We start from the raw sequence: 18970 nt of genomic DNA on the forward strand, positions 1-18970 counted from the left end.
GGAAAAACTCTCACCCCGGAGGTCCACGGGCAAATCCGTCCGAGGACCGAGCGTGCCGAAGAAGGGAGTCGAACCCTCACGCGCGAAGCACAGGAACCTAAATCCTGCGTGTCTACCAGTTCCACCACTTCGGCCTGGCCCCAAGTGTACGGGGCTGGCGAGTGGGGCTCAGACGCCGATCTCGCGGCGCAGCCGCTCCACGTGACCGGTGGCGCGGACGTTGTGCTGGGCGAGACTGATGGTGCCCTTGCCGTCGCCGTCCACGTCCACCACGAAGGTGGAGCGGATCACCCCCTGCACCTGCTTGCCATACATCGTCTTGGTGCCATAGGCGCCGTAGGCGTCCATCACCGAACGGTCCGGGTCCGACAGCAGCGGAAAGGCGATCGACTCCTTGTCGGCGAACTTAGCCAGCTTCTCCGGCTTGTCCGGCGAGATGCCGAGCACGTCGACCCCGGCCCCCTCGAACTCCTTCATCGCGGCGGTGAAGTCGATCGCCTGGGTGGTACAACCGGGGGTCATCGCGGCGGGATAGAAATAGACCACGACCCGGCGTCCGGCGTGGTCGGCCAGGGAGACGCTGTCGCCCTTGGAGTCGGTCAGGGTGAAGGCGGGGGCGGCGTCGCCGGCTTCCAGTCGCGTGTTCATGGCCACACCCTAGCGTCAGCCCCGCGGGCGGCCCTGTTGTACTAGGCTGCGGTACCGACCCGTAACCCCTGGCACCTGGGGGGTACGCCAACCGTGACGAGGAGTCCCAGTGGCAGACCAGAATTCTCGCAGCCGGTCGCAGATCGAGGCCGATCTCGCCGCGGCGCGCGCCCGGCTGTCGGCCAACCTGGAGCACATGATCGACCAGGTCCACCCGACGAACATCAAGCGGCGCCAGGTGCAGGAGTTCAAGTCGTTCGCCCAGGGCGAGTACGACAACGCCCGGCAGCAGTTCAAGACCCGCACCGGGGAGTGGCGGCTGGATCGGATCGCCGCCGTCGGCGGCGCCGTGGTCGGCTTCGTCGTCTTCGTCTCCGTGCTCCGTGCGGTCGTCCGCAAGAGCAAGCAGGCTGGGGATTCCTGAATCCGTGAGTAGCACCGCCGACGAGTTGGGGGAGTCCCTGCCGATCCGCATGCTGCATGACCGGGTGCTCGTGTCCACCGACGGGGAGGCCGGTGAGCGGCGCAGCGGTGGCGGCATCGTGATCCCGGCCACCGTGGCGATCGGACGCCGCCTGACCTGGGGCAAGGTGGTCGCCGCCGGCGCGAGCGTACGCTCGGTCAAGGTGGGCGACCGGGTGCTGTTCGACCCCGAGGATCGCGCCGAGGTCGAGGTGCGCGGCAAGGACTTCGTGCTGCTGCGCGAGCGTGACCTGCACGCCGTGGCCGCCGAGCGACTCTCCGACGGGCACACCGGCCTCTATCTGTAGGCCCGCGACTTCGGGTGCGTTTCCATGGGCTGGGCAGTCGTCAAGACCGTTTTGAATACCGAATGGTCAGAACTTCATAACGATCCGTCCGGGAATGGGTAGCTGAACGTTTCAGAAGCGGGAACCCGGGTCTACTGTGTGCCTTGTCCACCCCTGCAGAGGGCATCAGACACAACGAAGTGAGGCACACATGTCATTCGTACGCCGTACCGGTCGCGTGGCGACCGTCGGAGCAGCCGTCGGTGCGATGGTGCTGCTGGCCGCCTGTGGTGGTGGCGGAAACAGTGGCGGGAACACCACCGGCGGAGGCCAGCAGCAGGCCGGCCCCAACTGGAACGAGAAGGGCCCGATCCAGTTCGTCTCCGGCAAGGACACCTCGAACGCGGTCCCGCAGATCATCGACAAGTGGAACGCGCAGCACCCCGATCAGAAGGTGACCTTCATCGAGCTGAGCGATTCGGCCGATGAGCAGCGCAACGCGATGATCCAGAACTATCAGACCAAGGGTGCCGACAAGACCATCTACGACATGGACGTGGTCTGGACCGCCGAGTTCGCGGCCAACCAGTATGTCGTCGCCCTCCCGGACGGCAAGTTCGACACCTCCAAGATGCTGAAGCCGGCCGTGGACGGTGCCACCTACTTCAACAAGCTGTACGCCGTGCCGGTCACCTCCGACGGCGGGCTGCTGTTCTATCGCAAGGACTGGATGGACGCCGCCGGCATCACCGCCGCGCCGAAGACCCTCGACGAGGTGAAGACCGCCTGCAAGCAGATGAAGGAGAAGGTGGCCGAGGCCAAAAATGCCGACTGCTACGCCGGTCAGTTCCAGAAGTACGAGGGCCTGACGGTGAACGTGTCCGAGGCGATCAACTCCGCCGGCGGCAACATCGTCAAGGACGGCAAGGTCAGCGTCAACAGCCCCGAGGCCCAGAAGGGTCTGCAGTGGATCGCCGACGGCTTCAAGGACGGCACCATCCCGCAGGGTGCGATCACCTGGAAGGAGGAGGAGTCCCGTCAGGCGTTCCAGGACGGCAAGCTGATGTTCCTGCGCAACTGGCCCTACGTCTACTCCAAGTTCTCCGCCGCTGACGGCTCGTCGAAGGTCAACGGCAAGTTCGGCGTCGCCGCGCTGCCGGGTGTTGGTGGACCGGGCGTCTCCTCGCTGGGTGGCCACTCGTACGCCGTCGCCCAGCACGCCAAGAACAAGGGCACCGCGCTCGACTTCATCGCCTTCGCGGCGGCCGAGGAGCAACAGAAGCAGCGCACCATCACCTCCTCGCTGGCCCCGACCCTGGAGTCGCTCTATTCCGACCAGGAGCTGGTCGCCAAGTACCCCTACCTGACCCCGCTGAAGCAGTCGATCGCCGGCGCCCAGCCGCGGCCGAAGGTCGTCAAGTATGGCGATGCCTCGAAGGCCATCCAGGACGCCTCGTATGGCGTGCTGCAGGGCCAGAAGGACGCGAAGTCCGCGACCGCGGAGCTCCAGACCAAGCTGGAGGGCCTGGTCAAGTGAAGTAACACCACGGGCGGGTGAGTGCCGGAACCGACACCACCCGCCCGTGGTGGCCCCACTGCCAGACGCGCCACAAGGAGGTGTGCTGTGTCCACAACAACCAAGTCCGCTCCGCAGAGCTCGGCCGGTGGCCGCAAGGGCAAGAAGAACGCCCTGTCCGACGGCCAGTCCAGCTTTGCCGCGCTGCTGCTGTCACCCACGATGGTCGTCATCCTCGCCGTCGTCGGCGTACCCATCTTGCTGTCCATCCGCGAGTCGTTCTTCAAGCGGAACGACGGGGTCGACCCCAACACTGGTCTGGTCCAGCAGGGTGAGCAGTTCGTCGGCCTCGGCAACTACGCCAGCATCTTCGCCGACAACGCCACGGTCACCGGCATGTGGGGGCCGATGGACCGGTTCTGGAACGCGTTTTGGAACACCTCGGCGATCACCCTGATCTGCATCATCCTGGAGACGGTGCTGGGTGTCGCGATGGCGATCATCATGTCCAAGGCATTCCGCGGCCGCGGCATCGTCCGCGCCGGAATCCTTGTCCCGTGGGCGATTCCGACGATCGTGTCGGCGTTGATGTGGAAGCTGATCTTCGACGAGGCGGGTATCGCCAATAAGATCCTCGGCCAGCAGGTGCTGTGGTTGGCCGACAACACGTCCTCGTTCTGGGCGATCATCATCGCCGACGTCTGGAAGACCGCGCCGTTCATCGGGCTGCTCACCCTGGCGGGTCTGCAGACGATTCCGGCCGAGGTCTATGAGGCGGCCAAGGTGGACGGCGCCAGCGCCTGGCAGCAGTTCACCCGGATCACCCTGCCGATGATCAAGCCCTCGTTGGTGGTGGCGGTGCTCTTCCGCACCCTCGACACGATGCGCATGTTCGATCTGCCCTACGGCATGATCGGCCCCGGCAAGTATTTCGTGGAAACCCTGTCGGTGTTCGCCTACGACGAGGCCAACCAGACCCGCTACGGGCCGGCCTCGGCATACTCGATCATCCTGTTCCTCTACATCATGCTGATCGCCTTCCTGTTCGTGAAGTTCCTCGGCGCCGACGTCGTCGGTGACGAGGAGGTGAAGGCCGTTCGCGAGGCCAAGAAGCGACGTCGCAAGCAGCAGAAGACCATCACCAGTGGGGAGTCGGCAGCATGAGCACCGAGATCAACACTCCGGCCGCCGCCAAGCAGGAGCAGCAGGGCGGTACCACCTCCGAGGAGTTGGCGGTCCTGGCCCGTACCAAGCCGTCGGGCAAGGAGCGGTTCGGACGGATCGCCGCCTATGTGGGGATGGCGCTGATCGTCCTCTATTGCATCCTGCCGTTCTACTGGATGGTCGTCTCCTCGCTGCGCCTGCCGACGATGGGCCGCAGCACCGACCTGGTGCCGAACCCGCCGTCGACGGAGAACTTCTCGGCCGTGTTCGCGCCGGGCAACAACTTCGGGCGGGCGCTGTTCAACTCGGTGCTGGTGTCCACGGTGACCACCGTGCTCACCCTGATGCTGGGTATCCTCGGGGCGTACGCCCTGGCCCGGCTGCGATTCGCGCTGAAGGGGATCGTGCTGGCGCTGATCATCGGTTGCTCGATGTTCCCGCAGATCACCCTGCTGATCCCGCTGCTGAAGATGTTCACCGGCACCTACGAGTGGTGGCCGATCAACTGGATGAACACCTACCAGGCGCTGATCCTGCCCTCGCTGTCGTTCGCGCTTCCGCTGTGCGTGTGGAACCTGACCGCGTTCTTCCGGCAGCTGCCGGTGGAGCTTGAGTACGCCGCCATGGTGGACGGTTGCGGGCCGATGCAGGCGTTCTTCAGGGTGATCCTGCCGCTGGCGGCACCGGGTGTGTTCACCACCGCGATCATCACCTTCATCGCGGTGTGGAACGAGTTCATGATCGCCCTCACCTTCGGTGGTCAGGACAAGAACATGAACACGGCCGCGGTGGCGATCAGCAAGTTCACCGGCGCGACCGGCTTCGACACCCCCTACGGCACGATCATGGCCGCGGGCGTGCTGGTCACCGTGCCGCTGATCATCGCGGTGCTGATCTTCCAGCGCCGCATCGTCGCCGGCCTCACCGCCGGTGGCGTGAAATAGCACCAGGCTCCAGCGAAGAGGGGTCCGTCCGGTTCCGGGCGGGCCCCTCTCGTTGGGGTGGAATAACTCGTTTTGCGCACCGACCGGCGAGCCAGTATTGTTATTCCTCGCGCGCACCGCTAGCTCAACTGGCAGAGCAGCTGACTCTTAATCAGCGGGTTCAGGGTTCGAGTCCCTGGCGGTGTACCAGTCACAGAAGGCCCCCGGACGACCTGCGTCGCCGGGGGTCTTCACGTTTCCGCGGGCGTACAGTGCCTGCGTGACCACCGCCGAACGCGACCCGCAGCTCACCGTCGAGCTGGTGCTGACCGCGGTCGAGCAGGTGCCACCGGGCCGGGTGGTCAGCTATGGCGACCTGGCCGAGTTGGTCGGCACCTCCGCCCGGGGAGTGGGCCGGATCATGGCGGTGCACGGCTCCGCGGTGCCGTGGTGGCGGGTGACCAACGCCGCGGGGGAGTTCCCCCCGCAGCTGTTGGAGCGCGCGTACCCGCACTGGGTCGAGGAGGGCATTCTGCTCGCGCGCTCGGGCCGCGGCTGCCGGATCGCGGACCACCGCGTGGACCTGGACGCGCTCGCCGAGGCGTACGCCGTAGCGGCCCGCGACCTGCTCGAACCGGAGGAGCCCGCCGGTCCGGTGCTGGTGGTGGACGCCGCCAACGTGATCGGTTCGGTGCCTGACGGCTGGTGGCGGGACCGGCCCGGCGCGGCCCGGCGGTTGCACGCCGCGCTGCTGGCGGCCCCCGGGGAGTACGCGCGGATCGTGCTGGTGCTGGAGGGCAGGGCCCGCAGCGGAGTATCCGAGGGGACGACCGGAAAGGTCATCACGGTGCACGCGCCCGGTTCCGGCGACGACGAACTGGTCGAGCAGTGCGCCCGGTGGACCGAGGTCGGGGAGGTCACCCTGGTCACCGCCGACCGGGGGCTGATCGCCCGGGTGGAGCGGTTCGGCGTGCGGATCACTGGCCCTCGGGCGGTCCGCGACGGTGTCGGCGCCGGGCCGGGGTGAGACGACAGGCTCAGCGGCGCACCGCCGCCAACCGGTCACGGCGCAGCGCATCGTGCTCGGGCGAGGGCAGCGGATCCAGCTCGTGGTCGAGTGCCAGTTGCAGCAGCCAGTCGGCCAGGGCTGGGTTGCGGGGCAGGATCGGGCCGTGCGGATAGGTGCCCACCACCTTGCCCTGGACCGCGCCCTCGGTGCCGTCGTCGGCGTTGCCGACGCCGATCTCGCGGCGGGCCAGCGGGGTCGCGTCAGCGCCCAGGTGCGTGTAGCCGCCATGGTTCTCGAAGCCGGTCAGCCAGGCGTCATCCCCGGCCTGGGCACCCGGCGCCGTCCACCGGTGCAGCACCTCACCGACCGCCCGCTTCGGCCCGCGGGTGGTGGTCACGTCCAGCAGTCCGAGGCCCTCGCGCAGCTCGTCGGCGTCACCGACCCCGAAGCTGTGCCCGAGCACCTGATATCCCGCACAGACAGCGAAAACGACCGCCCCCCGGTCGACCGCGCGATGCAGCCCACCGTCGGCCTTGAGCGCCCTCACCGCCGAGGTCTGGGCGCCGTCCTCGCCGCCGCCGAGCAGGAAGATGTCACCGGTGTCCGGCAGCGGCTGGCCCGGCTCGACCTGGGTCAGCGTCGCGTCGATGCCGCGCCACTGGGCCCGCTTGAGCAGCACCTTGCCGTTGCCCTGGTCGCCGTAGATTCCCAGTAGGGACTGATAGACGTTGACGATCTCCAGGCTCATGCCAGGCCTCCGAGCTTGCGCAGTTTCTGGAACGGGGTGTAGGTGGCGATCACGTCCACCGGATCCGGGTGACCGGACAGCGCGCGGGCCAGGTCGGGCTCCACCCGGTGCTCCACCTCGGCGTATTTCAGCCGGATCGCCAGGTCGTGCGCGCGGGGGCCGGAGGCGACCACCTGTTTGCCGGCCAGCTGCTCGAAGTCGACGTCCCACAGCCAGGACACGTCCTTGCCGTCGGCGGCGACGGAGTCGATCGCCAGCACCACGGTGTCGGTGGCCATGATCGGCAGCGCCTCGGCCCAGCCGGCGGGATTCTTCGCCAGCAGCAACCGGGCGGTGGTGTCACCGAACTTCGTGGTGGCGAACCGGCCGGCGGGGGAGGTGACGGTGCGCATGCCGGTCAGCGCGGTCTCGACCGGTACGCCGAGCACGGCGGCCGCGGCCAGGGCGCAGGCGGCGTTGGACACGTTGAACGCTCCCGGGACGTGCAGCTGCGGGTCGTGGCTGACGCCCGCGGGGTCGACGATCCGGCCGTCGACGACCCGCCAGGTGGCCTCCGGCTGGGCCAGGTCGCAGCCGGTGCAGCGCCACCGCCCGCCGGCTGAGCCCGTCGAAGCCTCGGTGACCAGCGTGCTGCCGCACTCGGGGCAGAGCACCGAGTCGGCGTGCCACAGGTTCTGGGTGTCCACCCAGACGACCTGCTTGGCGTGCCGGGCGGCCCACACGATCAGCGGTTCGGTGGCGTTCGCGACCACCACCGGGCCGTCCGCACCGGCCGTCATCAGGGCACGCAGCCAAGCGGTGCCGAGGGATTTGATCTCGTGGTGCCGATCCAGCTGGTCACGGCTGAAGTTCAACAGCACCAGCACTTCCGGGTGGCCAAGGCGGACCACGTCGGCAACCACCCGCTCATCGGTCTCCAGCACCGCGATGTCTGCCTTGGGGGCCCGGCCCAGTGCCGAGGCGATGCCGTGGTGCAGGTTGGCGCCGTCGGCGTTGGTCACCATCCGAGAGGCGCTCGAGCCCAGGCCCTGGCGTACGGCCGCGGCCAACAGGTGGGTGGTGGTCGTCTTGCCGTTGGTGCCGGACACTACGGCGATCCGTCGTCCGGGCAGGAGTTTGGCCAGGGCCTGCGGATCCACCCGGGTGAGCACCCGGCCGCGGATCGAGGCTCCCGAACCGCGGCGGGCCACCCGGGACGCCAGGGCGGCGGCTTCACCGGCCAGCAGTCCGGCGGACAGCCGGACCTGCTGCAACGGCGTACGCCGAGGCGCCGGTGGGGCAGGGGCGGAGAGGTCTGCGGGCATGGGTGCCATTGTTGCGCACCACTCCTACTGACACCCGCGCGACCCGTCGGTGGCGGCCGACCCTACTCATGAGTAGTATGCCCGGAACGCCTGACCGGTGACAGCCGCGGGCGGGTCTGATCGCCGTCGGCGATCAGTGGTGTTTTCGGGGAAGAAGTACTGATGTCGGGGATCTGTTCGAAGTTTTTGCGCGCGCTGCTGGGGATCAGCGTGGTCATCGCCTGTCTGGTGCCGGCGGCGCCGGCTCGCGCTGCCGTGCCTGCCGGTTTCCAGGTCACGAGTCTGCCCACCGGACAGCGGGCGTACGACCTGACCGCGTTCGAGTTCACCCCGGACGGGGGATGGTTCGCCATCGGCAAGTCGGGACTGGTGACCTGGACCTCACCGGTCTTCGGCTCCCGCCGGATCGCCCAGCTGGACGTGGTCACCGCCGAGGATCTCGGCCTGGTCGGATTGGCGGTGGCCCCCGGCTGGCCCGACGACCCGACCATCTACACCACCCGCGCCCTGCCCACCTCCGCCGGGACGGTGCTCCGCCTGAGCAAGTGGCGGGTGACCGTGGACGACAGGAAGCAGCCGGTCGCCCTGGCCGGCGAAACCACCATCCTCGAACTGCCGGCACGCACGAACGTGCACATGATGTCTGAGGTGCTCGCCGCCCAGGACGGCACCCTGTGGGTGTCCGTCGGTGACAGCGCCGATTTTCGAAAGGCCGACCCCCTCGCTCTGGACGCCCTCGATCCGGAACAGGGTTACGGCAAACTGCTGCACGTGTGGCCCGACGGCCGCGGGGTCGCCAACAATCCGCTGTACGACGCCGCCGCGCCGACTTCGTGGCGCAGTCGGATGTACGCCGGCGGCCTGCGCAGTCCCTTCCGGTTCAGCATGGATCCGGTCACCGGCGCACCAATCCTCGGTGACGTGGGCTGGAACGACCGCGAGGAGATCAACATCGTCCGCCCCGGCCAGTCGCTCGGCTGGCCCTGCTTCGAGGGCAACCGTCCCACGCCGGGCTACTCCGGTATGGCCGGATGCGCGGGCGCGACCAACAGCGCCCCGCTGATCGACTATCAACACGGCCCGATGGGGACGTCGATCACCGGCGGCTTCGTGTACACCGGCACCCGCTACCCGCAGGAGTACCGGGGCCGATACTTCTTCGGCGACTACGCGTCCAACCGGTTGTACACCTCGCGCCACGACGCCACCGGAAAGCTGCTGACCGGCCCGGAACCGAACGGCTTCATCTCCGGCGAGGGCGCCCCGGTCGCGATCCGGCCCGGCCCGAACGGTGACGTCGTGTGGGCCGACATCCTGTCCGGCACCATGAAGCGACTGAGCTGGGTGGGCGGCAACCGAGCGCCGGTGGCCGCGCCGGAGGTGGTCACCGATCCAGCGACCCGGACCGCGACCTTCGACGCCGGCACCACGACGGACCCGGACGGCGACGCACTGACCCACAGCTGGGACTTTGGGGACGGCGCCACTGCCAGCACTGCGCACGCCGACCATCAGTACGCCGGGGATGGCCCCTACACCGTCCGCTACACGGCGACGGACTCCCTGGGAGCGGCCAGCACGGCTGTGCTGACGGTGCACCCGGCGAACCACACGCCCACCCTCACGCTGCGCACGCCCCCGGCGGGCACACAGTTCGCGGTGGGGGATCGGGTTCGGCTGTCCGCCACCGCGACGGATGCCGAAGACGGACAGCTCGGCGTCACCTGGTCGACGACCCTGGTGCACTGCAGTGGCGGCTACTGCCACCGACATCCGGGCAGCTCGACCAGTGGCGCCACCTATGACCAGCCCTTCGTCGACCACGGGGACAACACCTACCTGCTGCTCACCGCCACCGCGCGGGACGCGACGGGTGCCTCGGTGAGCGCCAGCTGGGAGGCCCGGCCCAAGTTGCGCACCCTGTCGGTGACCAGCACGGCGCAGACGCCGGTCACGATCAACAGCACGGCGACCTCGGCCCAGTCGGTGACGGTCGGTGCCGCTGTCTCGGTGTCCGTCGCGGCGACCTCCAGCGATGGGGTGGCCAGCTTCGAGCGGTGGTCCGACGGCGGGAGCCGGGCCCGGACGCTCACCATGCCCGACGCGGACGTCACCCTCCACGCGGTGTACCTCACCCCGATCGATCGTCGCTTCAACAGCGACCCGGCCCTGCGTGCGCTGATCGGCCCGGCCATCGGCCCGGAAACGGGGTCGGCCACCAGCCGCACCCGACCGCACAGCGCCGGTGAACTGCACTGGACGCCGGCGACGGGGGTGAAGGAGCTGCACGGGGCGATCCGGGCGACCTACCTGGCCGAGGGAGGGGAACCCGCGTTTGGCCGGGCGGCCACCGACGAGACCCCCACCGCCGACGGACGTGGACGCTTCAACGAGCTGTTGGGTGGCACGGGCGGTGTGACCTCGATCTACTGGAGCCCGGAGACCCCGGCCAGCGCGGTCTATGGCGCCATCCGGACGAAGTGGGCCGCGACTGGTCTGGAGAGGGGACCGCTCGGCTACCCGGTGACCAGCGAACGGTCAGCGGTCGGTGGTCGCTTCAACCTGTTCCAGTACGGGTCGGTGCACTGGTCGCCGGCGATCGGCGCGCACGAGGTGCACGGTGAGATCTACCGACGCTGGGACCAGTTCGGCCGGGAGGGGTCGCTGCTGCGGCTGCCCGTCACCGACGAGTTGCCGACGCCAGACGGTGTGGGCCGATTCAACTACTTCGAGGGTGGTTCCATCTACTGGTCGCCGGAGACCGGGGCGTACGAGATCCACGGGGCGATCCTCAACCGGTGGTCGCAGCTGGGGTGGGAGACGTCGGTGCTCGGCTACCCGACCACCAACGAGTTGCCCACCCCGGACGGGACCGGTCGCTACAACCACTTCCGTGGTGGCTCGGTGTACTGGTCGCCGCAGACGGGCGCGCACGAGGTGTACGGCGCGATCCTGGAGCGGTGGTCGCAGCTGGGTTGGGAGACCTCCTGGTTGGGTTATCCCACCAGCGGTGAGTACGACGTGCCGGGTGGGCGGCGCAGCAACTTCCAGGGCGGTTGGATCGAGTACCGGTTCGACACCCGGGAGGTGATCGTGGGTCGCTGAGGCGGCGTACGCCCCAGCTCTCCCGGTCAGGGCCCCCGAATCAGCTCACGGACGCCACCACGTGTCGTCGACCGTGACGGGGGTGGTCCGCTTGTGTCGGGTACGCCACCACACCTGCTCGATCCGCTCGGCGACCTGGTCGGGGACCTCGCGGCCCTCGAGGTAGTCGTCGATGTGGTCATAGCTGAGGCCGAGCTCGTCCTCGTCCGGCCGACCGGCGTTCCCGTCCAGCAGGTCCGCGGTGGGCACCTTCTGCCACAGCCGGTCCGGGGCGCCCAGGTGCTGCAGCAACTGGCGGTTCTGGCGCTTATCCAGCCCCGACAGCGGCAGCAGATCCGCACCCCCGTCGCCGAACTTGGTGAAGAAGCCGGTGACGCTCTCCGCGGCGTGATCGGTGCCGATCACCAGCAGGTTGCGATCACCGGCCACCGCGTACTGGGCCACCATCCGCAACCGCGCCTTGGTGTTGCCCTTGGTGAAGTCGGTCAGCGGTGTGCCGGTCGTCGCGCGGTACTCGGACTCGAAGCCGTCCACCGCCGGCGCCACCTGATAGGTGAGCGTCTCGTCGGCCCGGATGAAATCCAGGGCGGCCGCCGCGTCCGCCTCGTCGTGCTGGACGCGGTAGGGCAGGCGTACCGCGACGAAGACGGCCGAGCCACCATCCGCGCGGACTCGTTCGACCGCCAGCTGGGCCAGCCGTCCGGCCAGGGTGGAGTCGAGCCCACCGGAGATCCCGAGCACGAAGCCGGCGGTGCGGGTGGCCCGGAGGTAGTCCACCAGGAACTGGACCCGGCGCTCGACCTCCGCGGTCGGGTCGATCTGCGGGTGGACGCCGAACTCGGCGATGATTCTCTGCTGCTGCGCTCGCATGGGACCATTCATACCCGAGGCGGAAGATGCGAGAGGCCCGAGGTGGACCGTTTCTGGTCGGCCTCGGGCCTCATCGGTTGGGGTGCCTGAGTAGTACGTTTGGCAACTCTGCCCCCAAGACGAAAACCCTGGTCAACCGCCTAGACCGTGGGGTCTACGAGGTCTCTCGACGTCCCCAGAATAGCGCTCCGAAGGACGATCGTGGCCCTGTCGTGAGGACTGTCGAGACGGCTCAAACTTTTCTCACCGCCTCCGAGGTGGACGCGCTCGTCGGCGACTACCTGGCCGGGATGAGCGTCCAGGCGCTCGCCGAGAGGTACGGCATCCACCGCGCCACGGTGTTCTCTCACGTTCGCCGTCGCAACGTGCCGAGCCGCCGTCCAGGGTTGGGGATCGACGAGAAGGCAGAGGCGGTACGGCTGGCCCGCGCGGGTGTCTCGATGCGCGCGATCGGGCGCCGGATGGGCGTGGACCGCAAGGCTGTGCGGGTAGCCCTCGTCGAGGCGGGACTCATCGTGGACGACGCGAGCGATGAATCGTAACCGCGGTTCCGAGTAGCGGATCCGGCAGTAGCGTTCGGCGCACTCCTCGGTAACGAGCGCCGAGAGGAACCGATGATGATGCGATGCTACCGTTGGCGGAGGGAGGCTGGGATGCAGTTCACGCGCCGTGCAGCACGGAGTCGGCGGTCGTTGGCTGCGTGCGTTCTGGTCGCTGGCGTCGCCGGTTTCGTCATCATCGGCCTTCTCGGTATGCACTTCATCGCCACGAATCTTGTGGTTAGACATGATGACTTGGCGTCCCACCCTGCGTCGATCGCGTCCGCTTCAAGCATCGCTCTCGACCCGGACGTGACTGCTGACACGAGCATGGATGATCCGATGCTCTGTGGTGGCGTGTGTGTCACCGGGGTGGGTTCCGCCTATTCGATGATGCTCACGTGTGTGCTCGCACTGATGGCGGGCTTCTTGTTCCTCGTGCCGCCACTGGCCGGGGCGCGAGCTGATGCCGATCCGACGGCCCTCGTTTCCTCGCTGCGTCTCTTGGTGACGCGTGCGCGGCCACGGTGTCTTTCTCTGACTGAGCTTTCGATCAGTCGCACCTGAGCCGGGCTGCCCAACGTGTTGAACCCGGGGCTGCCGTCTGCGGCTCTGGCCTCTTGTCGCGTCGTCACGCGACCTTCGATCCCCGCGAGTCATCGCAACCAGAGTGGTGGCTTTGCTGCATCGCGCTTAGAGCCCGTTCGAGCGCCTATTGGAGTTATTCATGAATCGAATTGTCTCATTGACCCTCGCGGCCGCGACGGTCTTCCTTCTTGCCGGATGCGCGCCAGGCGCGGTCTCCGATGCCACTCCGCCCACCATCGAGCATGTGCACGGGATCGCCGCGGATCCGCGGGGAGACGATCTCCTGATCGCCACTCACAACGGTGTGTTCACCGTGACGGGCGACGGCAAGGTCACAGGTCCGATCGGTGACGACGATCTTGACGCGATGGGGTTCACTGTCGTCGGATCGACGTTCTTCGCATCCGGGCACCCGGGTCTTTCCACACCGGCCGAGCTCGGCTCACCCAATCTCGGCGTCATCCGCAGCGATGACTTCGGTCAGACGTGGACTCCGGTGGCGCTCACCGGCAGCACCGACTTTCATGTTCTGACCGCCGGCGCTGACGGGACGCTCTACGGCATCCCCTCTGGCAGCGACAGTCTCCTGATCAGCACCACGGATGGGGAGGAATGGGAGAACAAGGCCACGATCGCCGCGGCCGATCTCCTCGCTACGGACGCCGGGCTTTACGCCGCGACCGAGAACGGGCTCATGCTCAGCACCGACCAGGGAACAACATTCGCTGCCGTTGCGGGTGCACCCGCGCTCTATACGCTCGCCGCCCGTGGCGATGGCACCCTTGTCGGGGTTGGCACGGATGGTGTCCTGTGGTCCCAGAACGCCGCTGGAACGTGGGGCCGTGGTGCGTCGACCACGGGCACGGTGCAGGCGTTCAACATCCTGACCGACGACCGCGTCGTGCTCGTCGATGATCGTGGGATCGTCGAGATCACGGCCACGGACACGAAGGTGCTGAGCCCGGCCAGATAGCGTCGACACGTCGTATCACCGCCGTCCGCGGCAGCTTTTGCGCTGCCGCGGACGCGCAGGACAGCGGTCCCGATTATGAACACGTCAGTCATCACTGTATAGTTCAGTGCATGCTGACTATTGCTTCGCGCCTCGACGTCATGAACCGGCTCGGCCGGGCCATGGCCGACCCGACGCGCTCTCGCATTCTGATGACCCTCCTCGCTGGCCCGAGCTACCCCGCCGTGCTGTCGCGCGAGCTGGAGTTGACCCGCTCGAACGTGTCGAACCACCTGACCTGCCTGCGCGACTGCGGGATCGTCGTCGCTGAGCCGGAGGGCCGGCAGACGCGCTATGAGATCGCGGACCCGCACTTGGCGGCGGCGCTGACCGCGCTGGTGGACGTGACGCTGGCCGTCGACGAGCACGCGCCGTGCGTGGACTCGTCATGCACGGTGCCGGGCTGCTGCGGGACGGGAGCGGGCGAGTGAGCGCGGCGTGCGGCTGCGAGCACGAGCCGGTCTCGACCGTCGACGAGGAGTCCGAGGAGGCGGAGCGGCCCTGGTGGCGGGATCGCGGGATCATGGTCCCGGTCTTCTCCGGGGTCGCTTTCCTCACCGGTCTGGTGCTGGAGTGGTCCGGGCTGGAGGTCCCGGCGCTGGTGCTGTTCTGGATCGGTCTGCTCCTGGGTGCATCGACGTTCACGCCCGGTGCGATCCGGAAGCTGTTCAAGGGCAAGCTCGGCATCGGGCTGCTGATGACGATCAGCGCCGTCGGTGCGGTCATCCTCGGCTACGTGGAGGAGGCCGCCGCGTTGGCGTTCCTGTACTCGATCGCCGAGGCTCTGGAAGACAAGGCCATGGATCGTGCCCGCGGCGGGCTGCGGGCGCTGCTCAAGCTCGTTCCCGAGACCGCGACCATCCGCCGCGCCGGGGCCTCGGTCGAGGTCCCGGCGAAGGACCTCACTATCGGTCAGCTCATGTTGGTGCGGCCCGGTGAACGGATCGCGACCGACGGCATCGTCCGCGCGGGACGCTCCAGCTTGGACACTTCTGCGATCACGGGCGAATCGATCCCGGTCGAGGTCGGGCCGGGAGATGCGGTCTCGGCCGGGGCGATCAACACCGCCGGTGCGTTGGAGGTCGAGACGACTGCGGCGGGCACCGACAACTCGCTTACCACGATCGTCGACCTCGTGGAGAAGGCGCAGGCGGAGAAGGGCGACCGGGCCCGCCTCGCCGACCGCATCGCCCGCCCGCTCGTGCCTGGTGTGCTGATCCTCGCCGTCCTCGTCGCGATCATCGGCTCGCTGTTCGGTGACCCGGAGCTGTGGATCACCCGCGCCCTGGTGGTGCTGGTGGCGGCGTCGCCGTGCGCGCTGGCGATCTCGGTGCCGTTGACCGTGGTCGCCGCGATCGGGTCGGCGAGCAAGTTCGGTGTGATCATCAAGTCTGGTGCCGTGTTCGAACGGTTCGGCGTGATCCGCCACGTCGCCGTCGACAAGACCGGCACCCTGACCCGCAACGAGCCCGCCGTCACAGCCGTGCTCACCGCCGATGGCATCTCGCAGACGCAGGCGCTGGCGTGGGCCGCGTCGCTGGAGCAGCACAGCACACACCCCCTCGCCGCGGCGATCACCGCCGCCGCGCCCGACGCTCCTGCAGCGCAGGGCGTGACCGAGCAGGCCGGGCACGGCATCGAAGGCGAACTCGATGGGGCCCGGATCACCGTGGGCAGTCCCCGCTGGCTCGACGCCGGGACCCTCGGCGACCGGGTCGCGGGCCTGGAGGAACAGGGCATGACGGTCGTCATCGTGCACCGGGACGGCACGCCGGTCGCCGCGATTGGCGTCCGCGACGAGCTGCGCCCCGAGGTCCCCGAAGTGGTCCGCACCCTCGCCGCACAGGGTGTTGGGGTCACCATGCTCACCGGCGACAACGCCCGCACCGCTCGCGCCCTCGCAGCCCAGGCTGGGATCGAGGACGTGCGTGCCGAGCTGCGCCCGGAGGACAAGGCCGCCGCGATCAGCGAACTCGGCAAGAAGAACAGCTCGGTGGCGATGATCGGTGACGGCATCAACGACGCCCCCGCCCTTGCGGCCGCGGACATCGGCATCGCGATGGGCGCGACCGGGTCGGATGCCGCGATCGAGTCCGCCGACGTCGCCTTCACCGGCCACGACCTACGCCTGCTCCCGCGAGCGTTCGACCACGCCCGTCGCGGACGCCACATCATCAACCAGAACATCGCCCTGTCGCTGCTGATCATCACCGCGCTTCTCCCGCTCGCCCTCTTCGGCGTCCTGGGACTTGCCGCGGTGGTGCTCGTGCACGAGATCGCCGAGGTCATCGTGATCCTCAACGGCCTGCGGGCCGCCCGGACCCGCACGAGCGGCGCGTGACCATGCAGGAGGCCGTCGCCGTGATCGACGACGAGAATGCGGGCGTGCGGCCGCAGCCAAGGAGAGCCCTCGGCGTCGCCCTGGTTGTGGCCGTGTTCGCTGTCGCGCTCGACCAGGGTTCGAAGGCCCTCGCAGTGGCACAGCTGACACTGGGCGAACGGGTCCCGCTTGTCGGCGACTTGTTCGGCCTGTCCCTGGTCTACAACCCCGGAGCCGCGTTCTCTCTCGGCTCTGGGGCCACGTGGATCTTCACGATCGTCGGGCTCCTTGCCGCCGTGACCGTGGTCGTGTTCGCCGTGCGGCTGCGCGGTGCCCGGTGGGGCGTCGCGCTGGGGCTGGTCCTCGGCGGCGCGGTCGGTAACCTCGTCGACCGGCTCGTGAACCCTCCTTCCTGGGGGCAAGGCCACGTCACGGACTTCCTCGCCTACGGGAACCTCTTCGTCGGGAACGTCGCCGACGTCTTCGTCGTGGCCGGCGTCGGTCTGCTCTGCCTGAACCTCCTCACACCGAACCCTCGCACGACAGCTGGCAGTGAACGAACGGAAAAAGTCTCATGAAGGTGGAACTGCTGCATATCGTCGACTGCCCGAACGCGGTCGTCGCAGAGGTACACGCGCGCACGGCGCTCGATGCGGTAGGACTCACCGACGTGTCCGTCGAGCTGGTGATGGTCCGGACTGAGGCCGATGCGGCGAGCTCACGGTTCGGGGGGTCTCCCACGATCCTTGTCGACGGCATCGACCTGTTCCCGACGACGCCAGTTCGCTCATTGGCGTGCCGGGTCTATGCGACGGATGGCGGGTACGCCGGAGCACCGACAGCATCACAGATCGAAGCGGCGTTGCGCTTGGTGTGATGGCCTGGTGTCAAAGGTAGGGATGGTCATGCCGGCGCGCTCGATGACGGCCGCGGCGTAGGCGTTGTTGTTCGCGCCGATGGCATTGGAGCAGGCGATCGCCGAGGAGATGTCCAGGCCCGTCAACCGGCTGAGAACAACGGGCGGGACTTCTTGCGCGAGTGCGATCAAAGCGCTGGTGCGCGCCAGCCGTGGCGGGATGCCGACAGCGCGGAGCCGGGCGTTGAGCGTGTCGGGGGCCATGTGATGGCCCGCCCGGGCTCCGGGATAAACCCATTCCTGTTCGATGCTCTCCACGAACATCCGAGGTGCGGTGCGATTGCTGGCCGCTCCAACAGCGGCCTGGGCGAGCTCGGCGGGGAGTACGAGAGGTTCCTCCCCAAGGCGGACGATCACCTCCTGATCGGTGACGGTGACGTCCTCGGCGCGCAGCTGGACGATCTTCGCCGCGCGGATGCCGAACATGAGCATCAGCCCCGCGGCGAACTTCGTGTGCGGATCGATTGAGGCATCGGAGGTGACGTCCGCGAACAGCCGCCAGCGTTCGTCGTCACTCAGAGCTTGCGGATTCAGCGTTCCTGATGGCGGGCGTGGGGCTGCGAGCTGTCGAGACATCCCGTCTCGTCCCGTCCATTTGCCGGCGGTGGTGCAGGAACGGACGAGCGCTTGCCGGTGAGCCATTCGTCGACGTCTGGCTGGATCACGGATGAGAGAGTCTCGCGTTGCTGACGTCAGCCTCGTCGTTTGCGAAGTTCCGCCCGGTGCCGTTCCAACCCGACATCAGCCATCGCCCGCGCCGGGCTGATCGCTGCGCTGTCCTCCGCGACGGTCATCGTGGAGGCGGACGCGCAGTCAGGTTCATTACTGGTTACCCAGCGAGCCGCCGAACTCGACCGACGTGTCGGAGCCGTTCCCGGTCCGGTCACGAGCGCCGCGAGTGTGGGCCCGCATCGTTTGCGTCGCGATGGCATTGCATCCCTGGCGGCGGACACCTCGGACCTTGCCAGTTTGGTGGAACGAGACCAGACTCCGCGAGTCCCGCTCGACAGGGTGCCCGTCCGCCCGCCTGCGCCTGCTCCGACGCGCACGCTCTAGCGCGCCGGCCGGCGGTGGACGCCGGAACCTGAACTCAGCGAGAGCTTCGAGTGAGTTCGTGGAGCGGCACGGTCTCGAAGACTTCCCGCAATTGCTGCCGCTGCGCTCGGTGCTCACGGGCGCGAGCCTTCACGAGGAGAACGACGCTCACCGGGCCGATGGCCACCATCTTGAGAGCGTTCCAGATACAGACCAGCACGACGAGGTGAAGCCATCCTGGGCCGCCGTTCACAATGAGGCTGGTGCACCAAAAGGCGATGGCCAGGTGTGGGCCGGCGAGCAGCATGGCTGGCATGCCCCACTTCAGTTCCTTCCTGGTGCGGATCAGGTCGAGCACGATGTTGCTCGGCATGTAGCGACGCAGGAAGTAGCGAACTTCGGCGCTGGCTGTCCACAGTAGGCGGATCATGATGGGCTCCTCTCAACACGCGAGTCGTCGTCGAGACGGTGCGTGGAGAGTGACCCGAAGGTCTGCCGCGAGCGGCCCAAAGGTAAGGAGAAAT

21 protein-coding genes and 2 tRNA genes are annotated in these 18970 nt (G+C 68.0%); 16 read left to right on the forward strand and 7 right to left on the reverse strand.

All coding sequences use genetic code 11. The annotated features are described in order from the left end of the window. Positions 1-53 precede the first annotated feature (53 nt). Both CGZ93_RS11590 and bcp read right to left on the reverse strand, forming a co-directional pair. Positions 54-134, reverse strand: a tRNA-Leu gene (locus CGZ93_RS11590). A gap of 34 nt (positions 135-168) precedes the next feature. After that, positions 169-648 carry a thioredoxin-dependent thiol peroxidase gene (gene bcp / locus CGZ93_RS11595; RefSeq protein ID WP_094364287.1) on the reverse strand — a complete coding sequence of 160 codons (480 nt, stop codon included), beginning with the start codon at positions 646-648 and terminating at the stop codon, positions 169-171. Positions 649-757: 109 nt separating this feature from the next. On the opposite strand from bcp, the gene CGZ93_RS11600 reads away from it, so the two are divergent. The 7 genes from CGZ93_RS11600 (at position 758) to CGZ93_RS20115 (ending at position 6027) form a co-directional block, all read left to right on the forward strand. Next, positions 758-1072 (forward strand): DUF3618 domain-containing protein, encoded by a 315-nt coding sequence (locus tag CGZ93_RS11600; protein ID WP_094364288.1) that lies wholly within the window; start codon positions 758-760, stop codon positions 1070-1072. Positions 1073-1121: 49 nt separating this feature from the next. Then, positions 1122-1418, forward strand: coding sequence for a GroES family chaperonin (locus CGZ93_RS11605; RefSeq protein WP_094364493.1), 297 nt, complete (start codon positions 1122-1124; stop codon positions 1416-1418). Positions 1419-1608: 190 nt separating this feature from the next. Next, the gene (locus CGZ93_RS11610) at positions 1609-2934 is read left to right on the forward strand and encodes an ABC transporter substrate-binding protein (RefSeq protein WP_094364289.1); all 1326 of its coding nucleotides are present in this window, start codon (positions 1609-1611) and stop codon (positions 2932-2934) included. 87 nt (positions 2935-3021) lie between these two features. After that, on the forward strand, positions 3022-4077 hold the full coding sequence (locus tag CGZ93_RS11615; RefSeq protein WP_229117392.1) for a carbohydrate ABC transporter permease: 1056 nt from the start codon (positions 3022-3024) through the stop codon (positions 4075-4077). Between the two features lie 134 nt (positions 4078-4211). Beyond that, positions 4212-5021 (forward strand): carbohydrate ABC transporter permease, encoded by an 810-nt coding sequence (locus CGZ93_RS11620; RefSeq protein ID WP_407643948.1) that lies wholly within the window; start codon positions 4212-4214, stop codon positions 5019-5021. Positions 5022-5134: 113 nt separating this feature from the next. Next, positions 5135-5210: transfer RNA gene (locus CGZ93_RS11625), tRNA-Lys, on the forward strand. A gap of 70 nt (positions 5211-5280) precedes the next feature. Further along, on the forward strand, positions 5281-6027 hold the full coding sequence (locus CGZ93_RS20115; protein ID WP_141211188.1) for an MGMT family protein: 747 nt from the start codon (positions 5281-5283) through the stop codon (positions 6025-6027). Positions 6028-6037: 10 nt separating this feature from the next. Here CGZ93_RS20115 and CGZ93_RS11640 read toward each other — a convergent pair whose 3' ends face one another. After that, a complete protein-coding gene (locus tag CGZ93_RS11640) occupies positions 6038-6757 on the reverse strand; it encodes a type 1 glutamine amidotransferase (RefSeq protein WP_094364291.1) in 720 nt (239 codons plus the stop codon). After that, complete coding sequence (locus CGZ93_RS11645; RefSeq protein WP_094364292.1) at positions 6754-8061, reverse strand: MurT ligase domain-containing protein; 1308 nt, start codon at positions 8059-8061, stop codon at positions 6754-6756. The genes CGZ93_RS11640 and CGZ93_RS11645 overlap by 4 nt, the downstream gene beginning before the upstream one ends. A 162-nt stretch (positions 8062-8223) precedes the next feature. Between CGZ93_RS11645 and CGZ93_RS11650 the strand changes: the two genes are divergently transcribed. Beyond that, a complete protein-coding gene (locus CGZ93_RS11650; RefSeq protein WP_094364293.1) occupies positions 8224-11166 on the forward strand; it encodes a PQQ-dependent sugar dehydrogenase in 2943 nt (980 codons plus the stop codon). Between the two features lie 45 nt (positions 11167-11211). Here CGZ93_RS11650 and nadE read toward each other — a convergent pair whose 3' ends face one another. After that, complete coding sequence (nadE, locus tag CGZ93_RS11655) at positions 11212-12036, reverse strand: ammonia-dependent NAD(+) synthetase (RefSeq protein ID WP_094364294.1); 825 nt, start codon at positions 12034-12036, stop codon at positions 11212-11214. Between the two features lie 212 nt (positions 12037-12248). Between nadE and CGZ93_RS11660 the strand changes: the two genes are divergently transcribed. The 7 genes from CGZ93_RS11660 to CGZ93_RS11690 all read left to right on the forward strand — a co-directional run bounded on the left by CGZ93_RS11660 (position 12249) and on the right by CGZ93_RS11690 (position 17372). Beyond that, positions 12249-12578 (forward strand): hypothetical protein, encoded by a 330-nt coding sequence (locus tag CGZ93_RS11660; protein ID WP_229117393.1) that lies wholly within the window; start codon positions 12249-12251, stop codon positions 12576-12578. 111 nt (positions 12579-12689) lie between these two features. After that, complete coding sequence (locus CGZ93_RS11665) at positions 12690-13142, forward strand: DUF6153 family protein (RefSeq protein ID WP_141211189.1); 453 nt, start codon at positions 12690-12692, stop codon at positions 13140-13142. 160 nt (positions 13143-13302) lie between these two features. Beyond that, a complete protein-coding gene (locus tag CGZ93_RS11670) occupies positions 13303-14136 on the forward strand; it encodes a F510_1955 family glycosylhydrolase (RefSeq protein WP_094364296.1) in 834 nt (277 codons plus the stop codon). Between the two features lie 110 nt (positions 14137-14246). After that, the gene (gene cmtR, locus CGZ93_RS11675; RefSeq protein WP_094364297.1) at positions 14247-14606 is read left to right on the forward strand and encodes a Cd(II)/Pb(II)-sensing metalloregulatory transcriptional regulator CmtR; all 360 of its coding nucleotides are present in this window, start codon (positions 14247-14249) and stop codon (positions 14604-14606) included. Next, positions 14603-16516 (forward strand): heavy metal translocating P-type ATPase, encoded by a 1914-nt coding sequence (locus tag CGZ93_RS11680; RefSeq protein WP_229117419.1) that lies wholly within the window; start codon positions 14603-14605, stop codon positions 16514-16516. Before cmtR ends, CGZ93_RS11680 begins: the two co-directional genes overlap by 4 nt. A 2-nt stretch (positions 16517-16518) precedes the next feature. Next, positions 16519-17073 carry a signal peptidase II gene (lspA, locus tag CGZ93_RS11685; protein WP_094364497.1) on the forward strand — a complete coding sequence of 185 codons (555 nt, stop codon included), beginning with the start codon at positions 16519-16521 and terminating at the stop codon, positions 17071-17073. Beyond that, positions 17070-17372 carry a hypothetical protein gene (locus CGZ93_RS11690; protein WP_094364299.1) on the forward strand — a complete coding sequence of 101 codons (303 nt, stop codon included), beginning with the start codon at positions 17070-17072 and terminating at the stop codon, positions 17370-17372. Before lspA ends, CGZ93_RS11690 begins: the two co-directional genes overlap by 4 nt. On the opposite strand, the gene CGZ93_RS11695 is transcribed toward CGZ93_RS11690, so the two are convergent. After that, positions 17340-17987, reverse strand: coding sequence for a site-specific integrase (locus tag CGZ93_RS11695; RefSeq protein WP_141211190.1), 648 nt, complete (start codon positions 17985-17987; stop codon positions 17340-17342). The two genes, CGZ93_RS11690 and CGZ93_RS11695, sit on opposite strands and share 33 nt — an antisense overlap. Before the next feature lie 129 nt (positions 17988-18116). On the opposite strand from CGZ93_RS11695, the gene CGZ93_RS20120 reads away from it, so the two are divergent. Then, complete coding sequence (locus tag CGZ93_RS20120) at positions 18117-18467, forward strand: DNA-processing protein DprA (RefSeq protein WP_407643943.1); 351 nt, start codon at positions 18117-18119, stop codon at positions 18465-18467. Positions 18468-18501: 34 nt separating this feature from the next. On the opposite strand, the gene CGZ93_RS11705 is transcribed toward CGZ93_RS20120, so the two are convergent. Beyond that, positions 18502-18876, reverse strand: coding sequence for a sulfate permease (locus tag CGZ93_RS11705; RefSeq protein ID WP_094364301.1), 375 nt, complete (start codon positions 18874-18876; stop codon positions 18502-18504). Positions 18877-18970: the final 94 nt, after the last annotated feature.

It is taken from the genome of Enemella dayhoffiae (genome assembly GCF_002250625.1).
GTDB classification, from domain to species: domain Bacteria; phylum Actinomycetota; class Actinomycetes; order Propionibacteriales; family Propionibacteriaceae; genus Enemella; species Enemella dayhoffiae.

What these genes read in the sequence shown, in the direction of transcription:
- nadE (WP_094364294.1), bottom strand. Translation starts at nt 12,036, where the DNA reads ATGCGAGCGCAGCAGCAGAGAATCATCGCCGAGTTCGGCGTCCACCCG.
- CGZ93_RS11620 (WP_407643948.1), top strand. Translation starts at nt 4,212, where the DNA reads ATGGCGCTGATCGTCCTCTATTGCATCCTGCCGTTCTACTGGATGGTC.
- CGZ93_RS11695 (WP_141211190.1), bottom strand. Translation starts at nt 17,987, where the DNA reads ATGTCTCGACAGCTCGCAGCCCCACGCCCGCCATCAGGAACGCTGAAT.
- cmtR (WP_094364297.1), top strand. Translation starts at nt 14,247, where the DNA reads ATGCTGACTATTGCTTCGCGCCTCGACGTCATGAACCGGCTCGGCCGG.
- CGZ93_RS11640 (WP_094364291.1), bottom strand. Translation starts at nt 6,757, where the DNA reads ATGAGCCTGGAGATCGTCAACGTCTATCAGTCCCTACTGGGAATCTAC.
- CGZ93_RS11610 (WP_094364289.1), top strand. Translation starts at nt 1,609, where the DNA reads ATGTCATTCGTACGCCGTACCGGTCGCGTGGCGACCGTCGGAGCAGCC.
- CGZ93_RS11605 (WP_094364493.1), top strand. Translation starts at nt 1,122, where the DNA reads ATGCTGCATGACCGGGTGCTCGTGTCCACCGACGGGGAGGCCGGTGAG.
- CGZ93_RS11665 (WP_141211189.1), top strand. Translation starts at nt 12,690, where the DNA reads ATGCAGTTCACGCGCCGTGCAGCACGGAGTCGGCGGTCGTTGGCTGCG.
- bcp (WP_094364287.1), bottom strand. Translation starts at nt 648, where the DNA reads ATGAACACGCGACTGGAAGCCGGCGACGCCGCCCCCGCCTTCACCCTG.
- CGZ93_RS11650 (WP_094364293.1), top strand. Translation starts at nt 8,224, where the DNA reads ATGTCGGGGATCTGTTCGAAGTTTTTGCGCGCGCTGCTGGGGATCAGC.
- CGZ93_RS11690 (WP_094364299.1), top strand. Translation starts at nt 17,070, where the DNA reads ATGAAGGTGGAACTGCTGCATATCGTCGACTGCCCGAACGCGGTCGTC.
- lspA (WP_094364497.1), top strand. Translation starts at nt 16,519, where the DNA reads ATGCAGGAGGCCGTCGCCGTGATCGACGACGAGAATGCGGGCGTGCGG.
- CGZ93_RS11645 (WP_094364292.1), bottom strand. Translation starts at nt 8,061, where the DNA reads ATGCCCGCAGACCTCTCCGCCCCTGCCCCACCGGCGCCTCGGCGTACG.
- CGZ93_RS11670 (WP_094364296.1), top strand. Translation starts at nt 13,303, where the DNA reads ATGAATCGAATTGTCTCATTGACCCTCGCGGCCGCGACGGTCTTCCTT.
- CGZ93_RS11705 (WP_094364301.1), bottom strand. Translation starts at nt 18,876, where the DNA reads ATGATCCGCCTACTGTGGACAGCCAGCGCCGAAGTTCGCTACTTCCTG.